General features: G+C 71.5%; 15 protein-coding genes and 1 pseudogene. 5 read left to right on the top strand and 11 right to left on the bottom strand.

Translation table 11 applies throughout. From position 1 onward, the window contains the following. Window positions 1-13 precede the first annotated feature (13 nt). Entirely contained in the window at window positions 14-442 is a 429-nt protein-coding gene (locus tag M2157_RS43910) for a PaaI family thioesterase (RefSeq protein ID WP_280855558.1), read from the top strand. Window positions 443-513: 71 nt separating this feature from the next. Then, on the top strand, window positions 514-1611 hold the full coding sequence (locus tag M2157_RS43905; protein WP_280867990.1) for a chemotaxis protein: 1098 nt from the start codon (window positions 514-516) through the stop codon (window positions 1609-1611). A 23-nt stretch (window positions 1612-1634) separates the two neighbouring features. On the opposite strand, the gene M2157_RS43900 is transcribed toward M2157_RS43905, so the two are convergent. Next, complete coding sequence (locus M2157_RS43900) at window positions 1635-2048, bottom strand: SsgA family sporulation/cell division regulator (RefSeq protein WP_280855560.1); 414 nt, start codon at window positions 2046-2048, stop codon at window positions 1635-1637. Between the two features lie 384 nt (window positions 2049-2432). Between M2157_RS43900 and M2157_RS43895 the strand changes: the two genes are divergently transcribed. Further along, window positions 2433-3863 (top strand): PP2C family protein-serine/threonine phosphatase, encoded by a 1431-nt coding sequence (locus tag M2157_RS43895; RefSeq protein ID WP_280867989.1) that lies wholly within the window; start codon window positions 2433-2435, stop codon window positions 3861-3863. A 5-nt stretch (window positions 3864-3868) separates the two neighbouring features. Here the strand turns inward: M2157_RS43895 and M2157_RS43890 are convergent, their stop codons facing one another. Then, window positions 3869-5362 carry a hypothetical protein gene (locus M2157_RS43890; protein WP_280855562.1) on the bottom strand — a complete coding sequence of 498 codons (1494 nt, stop codon included), beginning with the start codon at window positions 5360-5362 and terminating at the stop codon, window positions 3869-3871. A gap of 243 nt (window positions 5363-5605) precedes the next feature. Between M2157_RS43890 and M2157_RS43885 the strand changes: the two genes are divergently transcribed. Both M2157_RS43885 and M2157_RS43880 read left to right on the top strand, forming a co-directional pair. Further along, the gene (locus M2157_RS43885; RefSeq protein WP_280855563.1) at window positions 5606-6745 is read left to right on the top strand and encodes an aminoglycoside phosphotransferase family protein; all 1140 of its coding nucleotides are present in this window, start codon (window positions 5606-5608) and stop codon (window positions 6743-6745) included. 265 nt (window positions 6746-7010) lie between these two features. Further along, the gene (locus tag M2157_RS43880) at window positions 7011-8969 is read left to right on the top strand and encodes an N-acetylmuramoyl-L-alanine amidase (RefSeq protein ID WP_280867988.1); all 1959 of its coding nucleotides are present in this window, start codon (window positions 7011-7013) and stop codon (window positions 8967-8969) included. Between the two features lie 71 nt (window positions 8970-9040). Here the strand turns inward: M2157_RS43880 and M2157_RS43875 are convergent, their stop codons facing one another. The 9 genes and pseudogenes from M2157_RS43875 to M2157_RS43835 all read right to left on the bottom strand — a co-directional run bounded on the left by M2157_RS43875 (window position 9041) and on the right by M2157_RS43835 (window position 18337). After that, window positions 9041-9538, bottom strand: a complete 498-nt coding sequence (locus M2157_RS43875; protein WP_266553424.1) for a hypothetical protein — start codon at window positions 9536-9538, stop codon at window positions 9041-9043. 77 nt (window positions 9539-9615) lie between these two features. Further along, complete coding sequence (locus M2157_RS43870; protein WP_280867987.1) at window positions 9616-12498, bottom strand: AAA family ATPase; 2883 nt, start codon at window positions 12496-12498, stop codon at window positions 9616-9618. 123 nt (window positions 12499-12621) lie between these two features. Then, on the bottom strand, window positions 12622-13107 hold the full coding sequence (locus M2157_RS43865) for a hypothetical protein (RefSeq protein WP_280867986.1): 486 nt from the start codon (window positions 13105-13107) through the stop codon (window positions 12622-12624). 124 nt (window positions 13108-13231) lie between these two features. Further along, window positions 13232-13825: pseudogene (locus M2157_RS43860) on the bottom strand (CGNR zinc finger domain-containing protein); the annotation flags it as partial. 64 nt (window positions 13826-13889) lie between these two features. After that, window positions 13890-14132 (bottom strand): DUF397 domain-containing protein, encoded by a 243-nt coding sequence (locus M2157_RS43855; RefSeq protein WP_007379863.1) that lies wholly within the window; start codon window positions 14130-14132, stop codon window positions 13890-13892. A 95-nt stretch (window positions 14133-14227) separates the two neighbouring features. Next, a complete protein-coding gene (locus M2157_RS43850) occupies window positions 14228-15394 on the bottom strand; it encodes a thiolase domain-containing protein (RefSeq protein ID WP_280867985.1) in 1167 nt (388 codons plus the stop codon). After that, on the bottom strand, window positions 15391-16455 hold the full coding sequence (locus M2157_RS43845; RefSeq protein ID WP_280867984.1) for a thiolase domain-containing protein: 1065 nt from the start codon (window positions 16453-16455) through the stop codon (window positions 15391-15393). Before M2157_RS43845 ends, M2157_RS43850 begins: the two co-directional genes overlap by 4 nt. Then, on the bottom strand, window positions 16452-17393 hold the full coding sequence (locus M2157_RS43840) for an OB-fold nucleic acid binding domain-containing protein (RefSeq protein WP_280855568.1): 942 nt from the start codon (window positions 17391-17393) through the stop codon (window positions 16452-16454). Before M2157_RS43840 ends, M2157_RS43845 begins: the two co-directional genes overlap by 4 nt. Window positions 17394-17536: 143 nt before the next feature. Continuing rightward, entirely contained in the window at window positions 17537-18337 is an 801-nt protein-coding gene (locus M2157_RS43835; protein ID WP_280867983.1) for a crotonase/enoyl-CoA hydratase family protein, read from the bottom strand. Between the last annotated feature and the right edge of the window lie 68 nt (window positions 18338-18405).

Below are 18405 nucleotides of genomic sequence, written 5' to 3'. Positions count from 1 at the left end.
GGGGGGTGGGCGGATGACCCGGACCCTGGACCTGGAGCTGGCCCGGAAGGTCCTGGCGGCACAGCCGTTCAGCACGTTGGTCGGTGCCCGTCTGACCGCCTTCGAGGAGGGCGGGGCGACCCTGGAGTTCGACATCCGCGGCGATCTGCTCCAGCAGCACGGCACCGTGCACGGCGGAGTGCTCGGCTACGCGGCGGACAACGCGCTCTCCTTCGCGGCGGGCTCGGTGGCCGGCTCCGCGGTGACCACCGCCGGCTTCTCCATCGACTTCCTGCGTCCGGCCCGCGGTGAGATGCTGCGCGCCCGCGCCCGGGTCGTACGGGCCGGCCGCACCCGTGTGGTGTGCCGCTGCGACCTGAGCACCGTGGACGCCGACGGCGCCGAGACCCTGTGCGCGGTGGCCCAGGGCTCGATCGCCGTACTCGAGCCGCTCAGGACATGAGCCGTCTGCCCTGAACGCCCGATCTTGTTGCCCCAAATGCCTGATCGGCCGATCGGTCCTATGGTGCTGTTATGGAGCACGCACTCAGCCCTGCGACCCTCTCCGAACTGCGCCGCCCGCGCGCCTATCCGGCGGTGTCCGTACTGACGCCGACCCACCGCCGTGAACCCGAGAACGCCCAGGATCCGGTCCGGCTGCGCAATGTGGTGGCCGAGGCCAAGAAACAGCTGGAGGCCGACCCGGCGGTCCCCCGGGAGCGGCGCGCCGACGTCGTCCGGCAACTCGACCTGGCCCTCGCCGAGATCGATCTGGCGCATGCCGAGGACGGTCTGGCGATCTTCGCCGCTCCGGGCGAGCACCAGGTGTGGTCCCTGTCCCGTGCCGTACCGGAGCGCGTGGTGCTCTCGGACACCTTCCTGACCCGCAACCTCGTCTCCGCCCAGGCCTCCGAGCGCCCGTTCTGGGTCCTGTCGGTCTCGGCCGACCGCGCCACCCTGTGGAACGGCGGCGTCGACCGCGTCACCGAGCACCGCGCCCACGGCTTTCCGCTGACCAGGATCCGCGAGAATTTCGACGCCGAGCGCCTGGAGCGGATCGGTGACATGCCGAGCACCTTCCGGGACGAGGACACGCGGCACTTCCTGCGGGACGCCGACACCGCGCTGGCCAAGCTTTTGCGCGAGGAGCCGCGGCCGCTGTACATCACCGGCGAGACCGCGGCGCTGTCCGCGCTGGACGACGTCGGCAGCGTCACCACGGACGCGGTGCACGTCCCGCACGGCGGTCTCGCACACGGCACCCCGGACGCGGTCTGGCACGCGGTCCGGCCGCTGATCGCCGCGGAGGCCCGCAAGAGCACCGACGCGGTGACCCTGGAGCTCGAAGCGGCGCGCGGACGGCGGGCGTTCGCGGCCGGTGTCGACGAGATCTGGCAGAGCGCCCGGGAGGGCCGACTGCGACTGCTGGCCGTCGAGGAGAACTACCGGGTGACGGTCCGCGACGGGGACGGTGACCATCTCATCCCGGCCGAGAGCGGCGACCTCGACGCCCGCGAGGACATCGTGGACGAGATCGTCGAACAGTGCCTGGAGACCGGCGCCGACGTCCGCTTCGTACCGGACGGCACGCTGGGCGGCTCCGACCGCATCGCGGGGGTGCTGCGGTACTGAGCGGCCGGGACCGCCGTAGCCACTCAGACACCCCCGAAGAGCGCGCTGAGCCCCTGTTCGACGGCCGCGCCGAGATCCTCCTGTCCGGCGCCGACCACCGCATAGGTCCGCAGCAGGAACTCGCGCAGAGCGGGCGTGTCGAACTGGAGGAGGGCGAGGCCGTACGGCGAGTGGAACTCCACGACCGTCGTGCTCCGGCCGCACGGCCAGATGTGCACGTCCCCGCCGCCGGCCGGGCCACGCAGCCCCTCCTCCAGCAGGACACGGGCGAAGGTCCAGGTGACCTCCTGTCCGTCCAGGGAGACCTCGGGCGGGAAGTCGACGTGGACGGCCAGCGGATCGGTGGAGCCGTAGCGCAGGATGGCGGGAACGGGCAGTTGCTGGTTCTCCGCGGTGATCAGCCGGGCGCGGGCAGGCTGCTCGAGTGTCGTGTCCATACGATTACGACCTCGCAGGTGCCGTTTGCATTACGCCTGAGCGGGGGTGAATTAATGTGACGTGCGTCACTTAGCAAGATTCCTCGACTTCACCACAAGGTCTTGCCAGACTCCTTAGAACACAGGACCGTCGAACACACAAATGAACACCGGATCGGCCACCCCACCGACCCGCCAAGTCTCGTACATCGCCTACGACTTGAGACATCAAAGAGCGTAGACAAAACGCTCCGCCCGACCGCTTCTGAAGACTGTGGCATATGCCAGAAGCACCACCGTATCGTGTGCCGCCAAATCCCTTACAGCGCGTCGCGCCCTGTGCAACAGTCGTAACGGTCCCTCCGTCCCGACCGAGTCGAACCGTCCCCCGCATCGGAGTGCGTCATGTCGTCCCACCTCTCCGCGGACCACCCCGCCGCCCAGCCGCCAGGACGCGGCTCGGTCGACGCGCTGATTTCGCAGACGCGGCGACTCAAGGGCGACGTGGACGCCGTACGACGGGACGCGCCCGGTGACGGCTTGGACCCCCAGGAGCGCTGGCAGCGCGCGCTGTACGACCTCGCACTTCACCAACTCAGCGATCTGGACGAGCACTTGGCGCAGCTGCGGGACGGCCCGCCGCCCGTGCCGTCGGTGCCCGGGGCACAGTCCGCCGCGCGAACCGCGCCGCCCGCTCCCCGGCGCGGCTCGCTGCTCAGCCGGGTCGGCAGCGCGGAGTGGAACCTCCTTACGGACGAGGCGAGTTGGTCCGGGGAGCTGTACCAGATACTCGGCCGCGACCGCACCGCTCCCCCGCTCACCCTCGACGAGCTCCCTTCCCTGGTGCTCGACGAGGACCGGCCGAGACTGACGGGCATGGTCACGGACTGTCTGGTCGACGCCAAGCGCATAGACGGCGAGTTCCGTGTCGTGCGCCCGGACGGCGAGGTGGGCACCGTCCACATGATGGGCGAGCCCGTGCTCGCCGCCGACGGCAGCACCGCCTCGATGTGGGCCGTGCTGCGGGACGTCAGCGAACTGCGGCGCAGTGAACGGGCGGTGAGCGAGACCCGTGACTCGTTACAACGCCAGAGGCAGCGCGCGCAGAGCGAGCACCGGCTCGCGGTCGAGCTGCAGGAGGCCGTGCTGCCGCCGTGGCGTGGCTCCCTGCGGCTCCCGCACCAGGGCACCGAGACCCTGGACCTGGCCGCCCACTATCTGCCCTCGTCGGCCAGCGCCCTGATCGGCGGTGACTGGTACGACGCACTCGAACTGGCCGACGGCGAGACCCTCCTGAGCGTCGGCGACCTCACCGGGCACGGAGTCGCCGTCGCCTCCGGCATGGCCACCCTCCTCGGCGCCGTGCGCGGCATGGCGATGGCGGGCACCCAGCCCGGCCAACTGATGTCCCTGCTCAACCAGTTGCTCGACGCCACCGTGCAGCCGGCCCTCGGCAGCGCCGTCTGCTGCCGCTACCGTCCCGAGACCCGCACCCTGGTCTGGGCGCAGGCCGGACACCCCGCCCCGCTGCTGTTCCGGAGCGGGACGGGGCGCAGGCTGAACTCACCCGACGGCGTGCTCCTCGGCGCGACCTCCGGAGCCGTCTACGCGCAGGCCGAGGAGACCCTCGAACCGGGCGACCTGCTCCTGCTCCACACGGACGGACTGGTGCCCGGGCGCACCAGTACGGCTGCCGTGAACCGGCTCCTCGACCTGGCCCCCCGTTTCGACGGGGCGCGCACCGCGCAGGACTGTGTGCGCATGGTCATGGAGGAGTTCGGCGAGACCGAGCGCGAGGACGACGCCTGCGTGCTCATCGCCAAGGTGACTTCATAACAACCTCACGCCCGAGCGCTGTTGCCACCCCTTCCCTTCGGCTTCGGCAGCGCCAGCCTGATCTCCTCGCGCAGCTCGTTGATCTTCGGGTAGCTGGAGTACTCGGCGGTGAGCCGGTACATCTGACGCAGCCGGTCCCAGGTGCGGTGGGAGGAGTTGGAACCCATCGACACCAGAGCCAACCGCGCGTAGCGGTCCGCCTGTTCGGGGTCGTCGGCGATGAAGCAGGCCGAGGCCATCGACAGGAAGTCGAAGATCTTCGACCGCTGCCGTCCGTCGACCCGCAGGGCGAGGGCCTTCTCCGCGTAGTGCTGGGCGTGCACGGCCGCACCCGGCTCGTGCTCCGCCAGCGTCCGGTAGGCCAGGGCCTGCATGCCGTACAGGTCCTCCTCCTTGAAGGTCTGCATCCAGCTCGGCGGTGGCACGTCGCTCTTGTCGGAGACGAAGAGGTCCTCCGCCTGCCCGAGGGTGCGGCGCATCGCCTGGCCCTTGCCCATGGAAGCCTGCGCCCAGGCCTCGATGGTGTAGAGCATCGCCCTGGTGCGGGGCAGCACCTGTTCTCCGGAGCCGGACTGGGCGAGCTTCATCAGGTCGAGTGCGTCGTCGGGCCGGCCCAGGTGCACCATCTGGCGGGCCGCCCTGGAGAGCGCCTCGCCGGCGCGGGGCCGGTCACCGCCCTCTCTCGCGGCATGGGCGGCGATGACGAAGTACTTCTGAGCCGTCGGTTCGAGGCCGACGTCGTGGGACATCCAGCCCGCGAGGACGGCCAGGTTGGCGGCGACGCCCCACAGGCGCCGCTGGAGATGGTCGGGCTGCCGGTAGGCGAGCATGCCGCCCACCTCGTTGAGCTGGCCCACGACCGCCTTGCGTTGCAGCCCGCCGCCGCGGGCCGCGTCCCAGGCCCGGAACACCTCGACCGAGCGCTCCAGTTCCTCGATCTCCTGCGACCCGATGGGGGCGGCCTCGTAACGGTCGAACCCAGCGGGGTCGGCGTGCAGGGGGTCGTCGAACTGGGGGGCATCGGCGGTGAGGGCCGGATCGGTGTGCAGCCAGTCGTGCATGGCACTGCTGAGTACGGATCCCGCGGTGAGCGCGGCACCCGCGCCCACCAAGCCGCGTCGGTTGAGCATGAGGTCCATTCCCGTGAATTCGGTGAGGACCGCGGCGGTTCGGTCGGGCGCCCATGGCATGCCGTCGGGATGTTCCACGCTCCCGTCGCCCTGCCGTTTCCCCGTACGCCCGTGCCGGACCAGACCGAGGTCTTCAATGGTCACGACACGGCCGAGACGCTCGGTGAACAGAGCCGCCAGCACCCGCGGCACCGGATCGCGCGGGATCTCTCCCATGTCGATCCACCGCCGCACCCGCGAGGTGTCGGTCGAGAGCTGCGGATGGCCCATGGCCGCCGCCTGCCGGTTGACCAGCCTCGCGAGTTCACCCTTGGACCAGCCGGCGAGGCCGAACAGGTCCGAAAGCCGGGTGTTGGATTGTCCGCTCACATCAAGCCCCCAGGTACTCGGCTGAGTTGACAGTAGCCCCGTGTCAGTTGCTCCGGGACTATTCGCCAGGGTTCGCCAGGGTGCGCCAGATGGTGTGCCAGTGCGCATCTGCGGTGAGGTAGGAACGCGCCACCCCGACCCGGACCGCACAGGGACATTCCCCAGGGTGCACCCGGTGTTCCGGGTCGGGCAGCGCACTGCTTCTCCAGGCACAGCAGGCACACGAAGGGATCTGTCTCGCCCATGTACGCAGCATCGTCCTCCGTGTCCGCCCCGCCCCGGTCGCCGCAACTCCGCCCGGCGGGCGGTGGCCCCTACCTCGACCCCGCGCGGCCGACGGCCCCCGTACCGGGTACGGGCAGGACGCGGCGCGTTCCGGGGCTCGGCACCCAACCGCTCAGCGGGAGACTCGACTTGTCCGGCCCTCAGGGCGCCCAGCTGCGCACGGCGATCGCGTCGGTGCACCGGATCTGCCCGGAGTTCGCTCCGGTGCAGGTGCTGCGCCGCAGCGGACGCTCCGTGCTCCTGGTCGGTACGACGGGACGCAGCACGGCTGTCGCCAAGTGCTTACTCGACCACTCCCCGGTATGGGCCGAGCGGATCCGGCACGAAATAGCCGCGTACCGTTCGTTCGTCCGGCACCGGCCCCCGGTGCGCGTACCACGGCTGATCGCGGCGGACCCGGACAACTGCACCCTGGTCATCGAGCGGATGCCCGGCCGGGTGGCGGCTCTGCACCGGCATCCGGCGGAGGCCCCGCCGCGCGCGGACATCAGGGCGGCGCTCGGCGCGGTGTGCCGGCTCAACGCCTGGCGTCCGCCCGCGGGCACCTTCGACGCCCCGCTCGACTACGCGGCCCGTATCTCCCGCTACCACGAGCTGGGGCTGCTGACCGACCGGGACATGGGCGATCTGCAGAAACTCCTGCACGGCATCGCCCACTCGGCGGGCCGACAGGGCATGGGCCAGTTCTGTCACGGCGACGCCCTGCTCTCGAACATCCTGCTCTCACCGGCCGGTCCAGTGCTGGTGGACTGGGAGCACGCGGGCTGGTATCTGCCGGGCTACGACCTGGCGACACTGTGGTCGGTCCTCGGCGACGCCCCGGTGGCCCGCCGTCAGATCAGCCAGATCGCCCAGACGGCGGGCCCCGCCTCGCGGGACGCCTTCCTGGTGAACCTGATGCTCGTACTGACCCGTGAGATCCGTACCTACGAGACGGCCCTGCAGCGTTCGATGCACGACTCGACCCCGGCAGCACCGGCCGTGGCCCACCCCGGTGCCGCGCCGTCAGGCGAGGAACAGCGGCTGCTGCTGAGGCGGCTGCACGACGACTGCCAGCTGGCCCGTCGGGCCGTGCGCGCGGCGGTCGGCACTCGCTGACGGGGACGAGGGTCCGCGGTGCGCCCTGAAGTACGGGGCGCACCGCGGACCCTCGTATGTGCGGCTCCCCGCCAGGGGACATTGGTGTACACCACTGACGCCCCGCAGGCCTGGATGCATCCGCCACGAAACTCCCGACACCCCTCATTGACATGGGAAATCGTGTGCCCCTGGGCATGATTGACGGATCGTCGGCAAGCCGGTACCACTGACGCACGCCCGGCCCCGCACGGCTCATCGCGCCCGACCGTCCCAGGAGGCTGCATTGCGAGGATCCACGACCGACCCCAACAGAGCCACCCGGAGGGTGGTCGGCACGCTGGCCGGTACTGCCCTGCTGCTGCCCCTGCTCGGCGCGGCCCCGTCGCCGGCCGAAGACTCTTCGGCCGGCCTCCAGCAGGCCTTCGCCTCGGCGGCCGCCGAGTACCACGTCCCGCAGAGCGTCCTCCTCGGTGTCTCCTATCTCCAGTCCCGCTGGGACGACCACGCCGGAGCACCGAGTGTGACCGGTGGCTACGGCCCGATGCACCTCACCGACGCCCGTACCGCACTCGCCTCGGCACCGCACCACAGCGAGGGCACGGAGGACGCCCGCGGCGACAGCGCCCGCCCGGCGCTGCTCCCGGAGACGAAGGTGCCGACGCCCACCGAGCTCCCGGCCCGGCTGGAGACCCTGCCGAAGGCGGCCGAGCTGAGCGGCCTGAGCGCCGAGGGCCTGCGCACCGACCCCGCGGCGAACGTCGCCGGCGGCGCCGCGTTGCTGGCCGCCGCCCAGAAGGATCTGGGCGAGCCGCTGAGCCAGGACCCGGCGGACTGGTACGGCGCGGTGGCCCGCTTCTCCGGCGCCGACGACAGCGCGACGGCGGCGGCGTACGCGAACGACGTCTTCGACGTGCTGCGCACCGGCGAGGAGCGCACCACGGACGCCGGTCAGCGGATCGCCCTGACCGGCCGGCCGACGCTCGCCCCCGACACCGCGCAGCTCGCCCGGACGGGCCTGCGCACGCTCGGCAGCGGCACCACCGAGTGCCCGAAGACGGTGTCCTGCGAGTGGATCCCGGCACCCTACGAGGAGTTCGGGGACAACGACTACGGCAACCACGACCTGGGGGACCGTCCGGCCTCGCAGAGCATCAAGTACATCGTCATCCACGACACGGAGGGCGCCTGGGAGGGTGTCCTCAACCTGGTGCGGGACCCGACCTATGTGTCGTGGAACTACACCCTGCGCTCGACCGACGGTCACATCGCCCAGCATGTGAAGGCGAAGGACGTGGCCTGGCACGCGGGCAACTGGTACGTCAACGCCAAGTCGATCGGTCTGGAGCACGAGGGCTTCCTGGCGAATCCGGACGCCTGGTACACGGAGGCGATGTACCGGTCCTCGGCGCGGCTGGTGAAGTACCTCTCCGCGAAGTACGGCATCCCGCTGGACCGGCAGCACATCCTCGGCCACGACAACGTGCCGGGCCCGACCACCTCGACCGTCTCGGGCATGCACACGGACCCCGGCCCGTACTGGGACTGGCGGCACTACTTCGAGCTGCTGGGCCACCCGTTCAAGGCGACCTCCACCAAGCGGGGCGGGCTGGTGACGATCCGGCCCGACTACGCGACCAACCGGCCGCAGTACACGGGCTGCGCCGCCAAGGGCGAGCCCTGCACGTCCCACGGCTCCAGCGAGGTACGGCTCCACTCGGCCCCCGACGAGAACTCCGCTCTCGTCACGGACATCGGTATGGGTGGCAGGGCTCCGACGATCGACGTGAACGACCTCTCTTCACGGGTCTCCACCGGCCAGCAGTACGCGGTCGCGGACCGGGACGGCGACTGGACGGCGATCTGGTACCTGGGCCAGAAGGCCTGGTTCAAGAACCCCGGGAGCAACCCGACCGCGGTGAGCGCCTCCGGTCTCGTCGTGACCCCCAAGGAGGGCCTCGACAGCGTCCCGGTGTACGGCCGCGCCTACCCCGAGGCCTCCGCATATCCGACGGGGGTCCCCGCGCAGGCGGTGTCGCCGCTGCCGTACAAGGTGCTCAAGGGCCAGACGTATGTGATCGGTGACAAGGTGCCCGGCGAGTACTACTACGCGGTCACCTTCACGCCGGACTCGCACAAGGTCGTGGTCGGCCAGGACCTGTACTACGAGATCCAGTACGGCCACCGCGTGGAGTTCGTGCGGGCGGCGGACGTCGATGTGAAGCCCTCGGGCCGACGCCGGTAGGGAATGTCCGGCAGGTGGAAGCTCCACTCCTCTGGGGTGGGGCCGCCACCTGCCGGACGCTCACCAAACCTTCAGCCCTGCTGGAAGAGCTCCGCCGGCAGTGGCTTGAGAAGGGCGTACAGGTCGTCCGTGATCGGGCGGTCCCAGGCGGCGATGGTCACCAGGACGTTGTCGCTGCGGTCGAACTGAACGCAGGAGATCCGGCTTTCGGAGAGCTTGAGGCGGCGCACGATCAGGAGGTTGTCGCCCTGCATCACCGGCATTTCCTCGGTGTCGGTGACGGTCACCTCCTCGTCGTTCTCCAGCGCGATCAGCAGCTGCGCCACCTCGAAGGGGACCTGGCCGTCGGGGACCTCGCGGGCCGGGGAGCCCTCGGGGAGGTTGCCGATGATCATCGCGGGGCCGCGGCCGCCGAAGAGGTCGTAGCGCAGGAAAACGCCCTGGCAGGTGCCGTCGGGGGCGGGCAGGAGCCCCGCGCCGAGGTTGCCGGGCCAGTCGCCCGGGTCCATGGCCAGGACATCGAAGTCTGGACCGGCGGGGGTGGCGCTACGGCGGCGGAGAAACGACATGCGCCAATGGTAATGGGCAGTCACGTGGTCGTGCGGGTGCAGGTGCGTGGGGGCCGGGCGCGCGGCGCCCCGCACCCCTACGTGGGACCACTCACCGTCCGCAGGCCGGTACTGTCCGTTCCCAGCTTGCGACAGACGGCCGACAGCAACCGTGTCGTCGTCTGCTCGTCGGCGTTCAACTCCTTCGCGATCTCCTCCTCGGTGTGCCCCTGCGCCGCCAGGTTCGCCACCGTACGTTCGCGTGCCGTGAGCGTGTCCGTCTCCGTGCTGTGCAGGCGGCGGGGGCGGAGGCCCGCGGCGGTCAGTTCGTCGCGGGCGGTCTCGATCAGACCGTCGGCGCCGCAGTGGACGGCTGTGTCGAGGCCTCGGTAGAGGTGGTCCGCCGCCTCCCGGGTGCGACCCGTGCGACGGAGTTCCGTGCCCAGCGCCACCAGCGCGCAGGCGAGCTCGTACGCGGCCGGTGAACGTTCCAGGTGGGCGACCGACTCCTCCAGGAGCTTGACTCGGGCCGAGGCCGGTGAGACCTCGGCAGCCAGCCGGAGTGCCTGGCCCACCGCCGACGGGGTCCCGAACTGGCGGGCGCGCGCCACCGCTTCGAGGGCCGTCGTGACCGCCTGCTCCGGGGCGTCGTGGCTCTCGGCGCGGGCCAGGTGGAGCTGCCAGGGGCACCACGCGGGGTTGCGCATGCCCCGCGGTTCCAGTCGGCGTCCGGCGGCGGCCAGCTCGGCGGCCGCGTCCTTGGTGAGGCCGCGCGCCAGCAGCAGCTCGCCGTACACGGTCTGGGCGTCGGGGAAGACCACCACGGCCGGGAAGGGGGCGCAGAAGGAGTGGTCCTCGGCGGTCTGCGCGGCCTCGTGGACCCGGCCACGGGCGAGCAGGACCTCGATGAGGATGCCCACGGCGTACCACTGGGCCGGGGTGCCCGGCCCGACGCGCTCGGCGAGGCGCAGTCCCGCGCGGACGAAGTCCTCGGCCTCGGCCAGGCGGCCGCGGCGGAAACGGACGTAGGCGAGCAGGGTGTAGGCGAAGGAGAGGTGGGCGCCGCGCCAGCCCTGCCGTTCGAAGTCGGCGATCCCGGCGGCGAAGAGCTCCTCCGTGCGCCCTGGGCGGTCGGCGTAGGTGAAGGCGAGGGCGACCAGGACGGGCACCTCGAAGCCGCGGTCGGGATCGGCCCAGCCGAGGCCGCCGGCGAGGGCGCGCTCGGCGTGGTGGAGGGCGATGTGGGCGGGCTCGCCGCGCAGGACGGCGTCCCAGGTGCGCAGGCCGATGATGTACCGCTCGGTGAGGTCGCGGCCGGTGAGACGGTCCGCGAGCCTCGCCATGCGGCGGGAGCGGGAGGGGTGGTCGGGTTCGTCGGCGCCGAAGGCGTCCCACATGAACTGTTCGGCGACCATGCGCAGCTTGACGCGGGCGTCGCCGGTGACCTTGATCTCGCGGGCGAGGGTGTCGGAGGCCTCGGCGAGGCGGTCGCTGTGGGCGAGGACCTGGGAGAGCCGGTAGACGATGCGGTGCCGCAGAGCGGAGTCGGCGATGGGCTCTTCGAGGGCGGCGCGCAGGTGGTTGACCGTGGTGGCCGGTTCGGTGAGCAGGGAGGCGCTGCCCAGTTCGTACAGGACGGCGGCCCGGTCCTCGCAGGGCGGAGGTTCGCGCAGGGCGCGGGCGAGATAGCTGCGGGCCGCGTCGGGGGCACCGGAGCGCAGGGTCTCGGCCGCGGCGGCGCGCAGTTGCTGGACGACCCACGGGTCGCCGTCGGGATGCGTCTCCAGGAGGTGGCGGGCGGCGGCGGCCGGGCCCCGCCCGTCGTCGACCACGCACCAGGCGGCCTGGCCGTGCAGCGCGACGCGGAATCCGGCCGGGATGGCCCGGTAGACGGCGGTGGCGATGAGCGGGTGGACGAACTCCAGGGAGTCGCCACCGGTGAGGATGCGGGCGCCGCGCAGGGCGTCGGCCGCGTCGGCGGCCTCTTCGTGGCCGAGTCCGGCGACGGCGGCGGCGAGTTGGGGATGGATCTCGGTGCCGAGGACCGCGCAGGCCCAGGCGAAGCGGACGGTCGAGGTGCCGAGGCGTTCGAGGCGGGCGACCAGGCCGCTGCCCTTGACGGCGGCCGCGAGGTCACGCAGGAGATGCGCCGCGTCCTCGGTCGGGGTGACCCCGCGGTCGTGCACCTTGGCGGTCAACTCGACCGTCTCGAAGGGGTTGCCCGCGGTGACGGCCCAGCATTCCCGGCAGAACGCGTCGTCGGCGTGCGCGCCGAGCGTCTCCCGTACGAGACGGGCGACGGCGACGGCGCTCAGCGGTTCCAGGTCGAGCGGTCGTCCGCCGGCCCGGCCGGGCAGTGCCCTGAACGACTCGGCGTGATCGGGGAGTTCGTCGGCCCGGTAGGCGACGACGACCAGCAGCGGGAGTTCCTCCGCGCGGGGTGCGAACGCGGCCAGCCAGCGCAGCGATTCGGGGTCGGCCCAGTGGGCGTCGTCGAGCACCAGCACCATCGGGGCGCGCAGGACGGCGAGATGGGTGAGCACCCAGTCGAGTCCGTCCCGCAGGCCCTGCGGGTCGGGCGGCGCCCCGTCGGTCGGGGCGCACAGACCGAGTGCGGGGCCGACGATGTCGAACCAACTGCCCAGCTGGGCACGGAGATCGGCTTCGCCCGCGCCGGCGAACTGCGGCTGCAGCAGCTGCCGGGCGACATGGAAGGCGACCCGCTGCTCCTGGTCGCCGCCGCGGGCGGCCAGCACGGTGCAGCCCCGGGCGGCGGCACGGCGGCGGACCTCGGTGAGCAGGGTCGTCTTGCCGATGCCGGCCCGGCCGGCGACGGCGAGCACGGCTCCGCGGGGGCGACCGCGCGGTTCGGCACCGTCCGTACGCAGGCCGGTGAGCTCTCCCAACGCCTCGTCGACGGCGGCGAGTTCACTCTCCCGCTCCAGGAGAGTCCTTCTGCTGCGCACACTGCGCTGCACCATGGCGCACCCCCCGTCACGGAGGCACACCCGCGCGGGGAGCGAGCGCACACCGTGACCTACAGGCACCTCAGCGTACGCCTGCGGGGTGCCTGGCGGGCCCGTGTCGACATACCTGGGGCGTGGCTAGAAGACGTGTTCGTACAGCACGGCGAGGAAGTAGATCAGCCCCCCGGCGCCGACGGCCACGGCCAGCGTGGCGCCGTAGCGCGACCCGGCTGTCGCGGCGGCGTCCCAGCCGCACAGTGTGAGCGCCGGGACGATTCCGAAGGCGAGGACGAAGAGCCCCGTCACCGTCAGGGTCGCCCAGCCGACGATCGCCCTGAAGCCGAGCGTTTCGAGCCCGGTCAGTGGCTGGTCGCGTACCGCGATGGTGGAACCGATGCGGGCGTCGGCCTCGATGACCGCGTCGGTGTCGATCAACCGACCGCCGGCCGACAGCAGTTGGCCATGACATTCGGTGGTCGGCTTGTTGTTGTACGTCCGCACCACCGCGCACGAGTCGACGTGCAGTCTCTCCGCGGTTCCGGAGAGTCCGACGGCACCCGCGAGCATCAGTCCGCAGTAGCCGGTCAGCACCACGCCGAACACGAGGCCGACGAGAGCGGCCACGGCCGAACGGAACCGCTCACCCCGCTGTTCTCCCCGCTTCTTCCACTGCGTCTGCCGGAACGTCCGCAGGCGTTCGGCCTTCTTGAACCGCCGTCTGGCCGCCTTCGACGTCACGGCCCCTCCCCTGCTCCCGGTGACGCTCATGGTGCCGGGCCACCCGCGCCCGGTTGCCGCAGGAAGGCTTGCACCACTCCTGCCGCGGGTGATCCTTCAGGAAGTAGCGCACGCAACGCGGGGCGTGGCAAGCGCGCAGCCGCCGACGGTCGGCTCCGGCGAGAAAGGCGATCGCGGCCTGCGCGAGTACGGCCGTGAGGTCGGTCCCCGGCGGCACCGGCTGCGGGTGTACGACGGGTTCGGCGTCGTCGGTCCAGTGCAGCACGGGGACGGTCGGGGTGCGGGCGGCCGCCGTGTTGAGGCGGGCGACGGCCTCGGGCACGGGCAGCAGGCGTGCCGCGTCGGCGGGGCTGGGCTCGTCGGGACGCACGGCGCGGGCGAAGAGGGCCCGGACAGCGGCCCGCAGGTCACGGACCGCCACGAGGGTCCCCTCGTCGGCGACGAAGCCCGAGGCGTCCGGCAATGTCTCGGCGTGCTCCCGGACCCAGGCGGTGAGGCCCGCGAGGTCGGCCAGGTCGTCGGCGACGCCGCCGTGTCCGTCGTGCCGGACGGTGAGGGCCAGGTCCAGGGTGAGACGGGCGTCCCTGTTGATCGTGTCCTGCATGCGGCTAATGATAGGTTCCGCCGCATCCATTAACACGTCGGCCTGGGCCCTCTTGCGCTCACCCTCAGGTGAGGTCGAACTCTCCTTCCCGCGCCCCTGACACGAACGCGCCCCATTCCGCGGGGGTGAAGATCAGGGAAGGGCTCTCAGGGCGGCCGCTGTTGCGCATCGCGATGAACCCCTCGACGAAAGCGATCTGCACATCCCCCAGACCGCGGCTGCTCGAGTGCCAATCGGCGTTGCTCAGGTCCAGCTCCGGCTTCTCCCAGCCCATGAGCGGCTGCTGCTGGATGGTGGTCTCGGCCACGTCCGTGCTCCTCCCGATTGCGTCGTCCGCGGCCAGCCTAGCGATCGTCCCCGACCGCCGACAGGCCACGTGAGGGGGACCTTTCAGGAGTCAATTCACGCATCAGGCGGCTCAGACCCCACGAGCCACATCGAGAAGAACTGGGATCCGCCGCCATAGGCGTGCCCCAGCACCCTGCGGGCGCCCTCCACCTGGTGTTCTCCGGCCTGTCCGCGCGCCTGGAGAGCGGCCTCCGCGAAGCGGATCATGCCGGAGGCGCCGATCGGATTGGTGGACAGCACACCACCCGACATGTTCACGGGCAGATCCCCGTCCAGCTCGGTGACGCCGGCCTCGGTGAGCTTCCAGCCCTCGCCCTCGTCGGCGAAGCCGAGGTTCTCCAGCCACATGGGCTCGTACCACGAGAACGGCACGTACATCTCGACGGCGTCGATGTCCCGGCGCGGGTCGGCGATCCCGGCCTGCCGGTACACGTCGGCCGCGCAGTCCTTGCCCGCCTGGGGCGACACGGCGTCCTTACCCGCGAAGAGCGTCGGCTCGCTGCGCATGGCGCCGCCCAGCATCCAGGCCGGCGGCAGGGGCGCCCGCGCGGCGCCCGCCCGGTCGGTGAGCACCATCGCGCAGGCGCCGTCCGAGGACGGGCAGGTCTCGGAGTAGCGGATCGGGTCCCAGAGCATGGGCGAGGACTGGACCTTCTCCAGGGTGATGTCGTGCTCGTGCAGATGCGCGTACGGGTTCTTGAGCGCGTTACGACGGTCCTTGTACGCCACCAGCGAGCCGACCGTGTCGGGCGCGCCGGTGCGCCGCATGTACGCGCGCACGTGCGGTGCGAAGAAGCCGCCGGCTCCGGCGAGCAGGGGTTGCTGGAAGGGGATCGGCAGGGACAGGCCCCACATGGCGTTGGACTCGGACTGCTTCTCGAAGGCGAGGGTGAGGACGGTGGAGTGCACCCTGGCCGCCACCAGGTTCGCGGCGACCAGCGCCGTGGAGCCGCCGACGCTGCCCGCCGTGTGCACCCGCAGCATCGGCTTGCCCACCGCGCCGAGCGCGTCGGCCAGGTACAGCTCCGGCATCATGACGCCCTCGAAGAAGTCGGGCGCCTTGCCGATCACCACGGCGTCGATGTCGGCCCAGGTCAACTCGGCGTCGTCGAGCGCCCTTCGGGCGGCCTCGCGGACGAGCCCGGCGATCGACACGTCCCGGCGGGCCGCGACATGCTTGGTCTGGCCGATCCCTACGACGGCCACGGGCTCCTTGCTCATCGCGGATCCCCTTCGAGTACGGCGACCAGGTTCTGTTGCAGACAGGGCCCGGAGGTGGCGTGGGCGAGGGCCCGGTCGGACTCGCCCCGGTGGATCCGGGCGGCGGCTTCACCGATACGGGCGAGCCCGGCGGCCATCATCGGGTTGGCGGCGAGGGCCCCGCCGGACGGGTTGACCCGTGTGGAGTCGTCGAGCCGCAGCGCCTTGCGCAGGACGACCTCCTGCGAGGTGAACGGCGCGTGCAACTCGGCGGTGTCCACGGGCCGTTCGAAGGCACCGGCCCGCTCGGCCGCCAGGCGGGTGGAGGGCGAGTCGGTGAGGTCGCGGACGCCGAGCGAGTGCGCCTCGATGCGGTGGTCGATCCCACGGATCCAGGCGGGGCGCTCGCACAGCTCCCTGGCCCGCTCCCCCGCCGCGAGGACCACGGCGGCGGCCCCGTCGCCGATGGGCGGGCAGTCTCCGGTGCGGAGTGGTCGTACGAGGTAATCCCCTTGCGGTACAGGGCCCTTGAGCTGTGCGCGCGGGTTGTCGGTCGCGCGGCTCCGGGCGCCGATCGCCGCCAGCTCACGCTCGTCCGTGTCGCCCGCGTCGATCAGCGCCTGGGCCTGGAGGGCGGCGAGGGCGACGGAGTCGGGCCACAGGGGGGCGACGTAGTACGGGTCCAGCTGCCGGGTGAGCACGTCGCGCAGGGAGCCGGGCGAGGACTTGCCGTACGCGTACACCAGCGCGGTGTCGGCGTCCCCGGACAGCAGCTTGGTCCACGCCTCGTACAGGGCCCAGGCCCCGTCCATCTCGACGTGCGACTCGGAGATGGGCGGCCAGGCGCCCACGCCGTCCAGGGCCAGGGTGAAGGAGAAGGCCCGCCCTGCGAGGTAGTCACAGGAACCGGAGCAGGTGAAGCCGATGTCGGCGGTCTTCAGACCGGTCTGCGCGATGACGTCGTGCAGGACCGGCATGAGCATCTCCACCTCGGAGACTTCCGCGGTGAAGCGCAGGGTGTCGGACTGGGCGAAGGCCACGACGGCGATGTCGCGGGGCTCCGGGGCTGCGTCGCTGGTCAAAGGAGCTCCTTGTACGTCTCGTAGTCCGCGTCGGGTTCGCCGGTCGGCCGGTAGTGGTCCGGGTAACGGCCGCCCTCGCTCCACACCGGCTCGACCCTGAGGCCCATGCGCACCTGGTCGTACGGGATGCCGCCGATCCGGCCGTGCAGCGCGAGGTCGGCGCCGTCGAGGGCGATGTGGGCGTAGACGTACGGCACTTCGATGTCGAGGTTCTTCGCCTTGATGTTGACGATGCAGAAGGTGGTCACTGTGCCGGCGGGACCCACTTCCACCTGTTCCGATGTGGCCACGCCACATGTGGGGCAGGCGCCCCTGGGCGGGACGTACACCTTGCGGCAGGCCGGGCAGCGCTCGCCGACGGCCCGGTGTTCGGCGAGGGCGTTGATGTAGGCGGTCTGGGCGCGGCCCGGTGAGTAGGTGTAGTCGAGGCGGGCCTGGGCGACGATGCCGTGGACGGGGTCCTCGAACTCGCCCGCGTGGACGGTGACCGTGGAATCGTCTCCGTCGTACGGCTCGAAGCAGGCGATGTCGGTGATGGCGCCGCAGCGTTCCCCGGCCCAGCGGATCCGGACGCGCATGCCGGTGCGGACGGCGTCGGGCCCGGGGGCGTCGAGGGCGTGCAGCAGGGCGGTGTCGGCGCCGTCGAGCTTCACCAGGACCCAGGCGAAGGGCGTGTCCAGTGGCTGACCGCGACGGGGTTCGTGGTTCCAGGCCCAGGTGGTGACGGTTCCGGTGCTGCCCACGTGGACGAGGTCGCGGATCTCCTCGGCGGTGACGGGGTCGTATTCGACGGGCGGGACCAGGGTGCGGCCGTCGCGGGTCTTCACGCCGAGGACGACACGCTCGCGCAGGCCGGTCAGGAAGGCGCTCTGGACGGGGCCGAGGGAGCGGGTGAAGGGGAATTCGACGACCAGGGGGGCTTTGAGTACTTCGGGCATCGAGGGCGTGCCTCCTTCGAAATCGGCGTGCACGGGGGCGCCCCTCCAGGGGCGCGGGGCGCTGACAATTGCGGCTCCGCCGCGTGGGCGCGCTCGGTCACCGACGACCCGCAGCTGCCGTACCGGTCCGAGCCGGCGCGGCGCTACGCACGTTTGTACTCGGGCGGTCGCTTCTCCGCGAAGGCGCGGGCACCCTCCTTCGCGTCGGCGGTGTCGAAGATCGGCCAGCCGCGCTCGAGTTCGGCGGCCAGGCCCTCGGTCTCGGTCATGTCGGCGGTCTCGTAGACCGAGGCCTTCACCGCCTCCACCGCCAACGGGCCGCAGGCGTTGATCAGTTCGGCGATCTCCAGGGCCTTGGTGAGTGCCGTGCCGTCCGGGACGACGTGACCGATCAGGCCGATGCCGGCGGCCTCGCGTGCGGTGTACGGGCGGCCGGTGAGCAGCATCTCCAGCGCGTGGGTGCGCGGGATCTGGCGCTGCAGCCGGACCGTGGAGCCGCCGATCGGGAACAGGCCGCGCCTGACCTCGAAGAGGCCGAAGGTCGCGGACTCGCCGGCGACCCGGATGTCGGTGCCCTGGAGCATCTCCGTGCCGCCCGCGACGCAGTAGCCCTCGACCGCCGCGATCACCGGCTTGCGGGGGCGGTGGTGGCGCAGCATCGCCTTCCAGTGCAGGTCCGGGTCGGCGGTCAGCCGGTCCCGGTACTGCTCGCCGCCGGTGCCCCGGCCCGCGAGGGCCTTGAGGTCCATGCCGGCGCAGAACGAGTCGCCCGCGCCGGTGAAGACGACCGAGCGGATCGAGTCGTCCGCGTCCGCTTCCAGCCAGCCGTCGTAGAGGCCGACCAGCATCGGCAACGAGAGCGCGTTCTTCGCCTCCGGCCTGTTGAGCGTGAGCACCAGTGTGGCGCCCTCGCGCTGGATGTTGAGATGTTCCGTCCCACCCATCGCCCGTCTCCCCTCTGCCAGAACGAGAACAGGTTGCAGGAGGCGCCGACGCACTTCAAGAGTTTTCT

The sequence above is a fragment of the Streptomyces sp. SAI-127 genome, from assembly GCF_029894425.1.
GTDB lineage: Bacteria > Actinomycetota > Actinomycetes > Streptomycetales > Streptomycetaceae > Streptomyces.
This window is presented reverse-complemented; position numbering and strand designations above follow the sequence as displayed.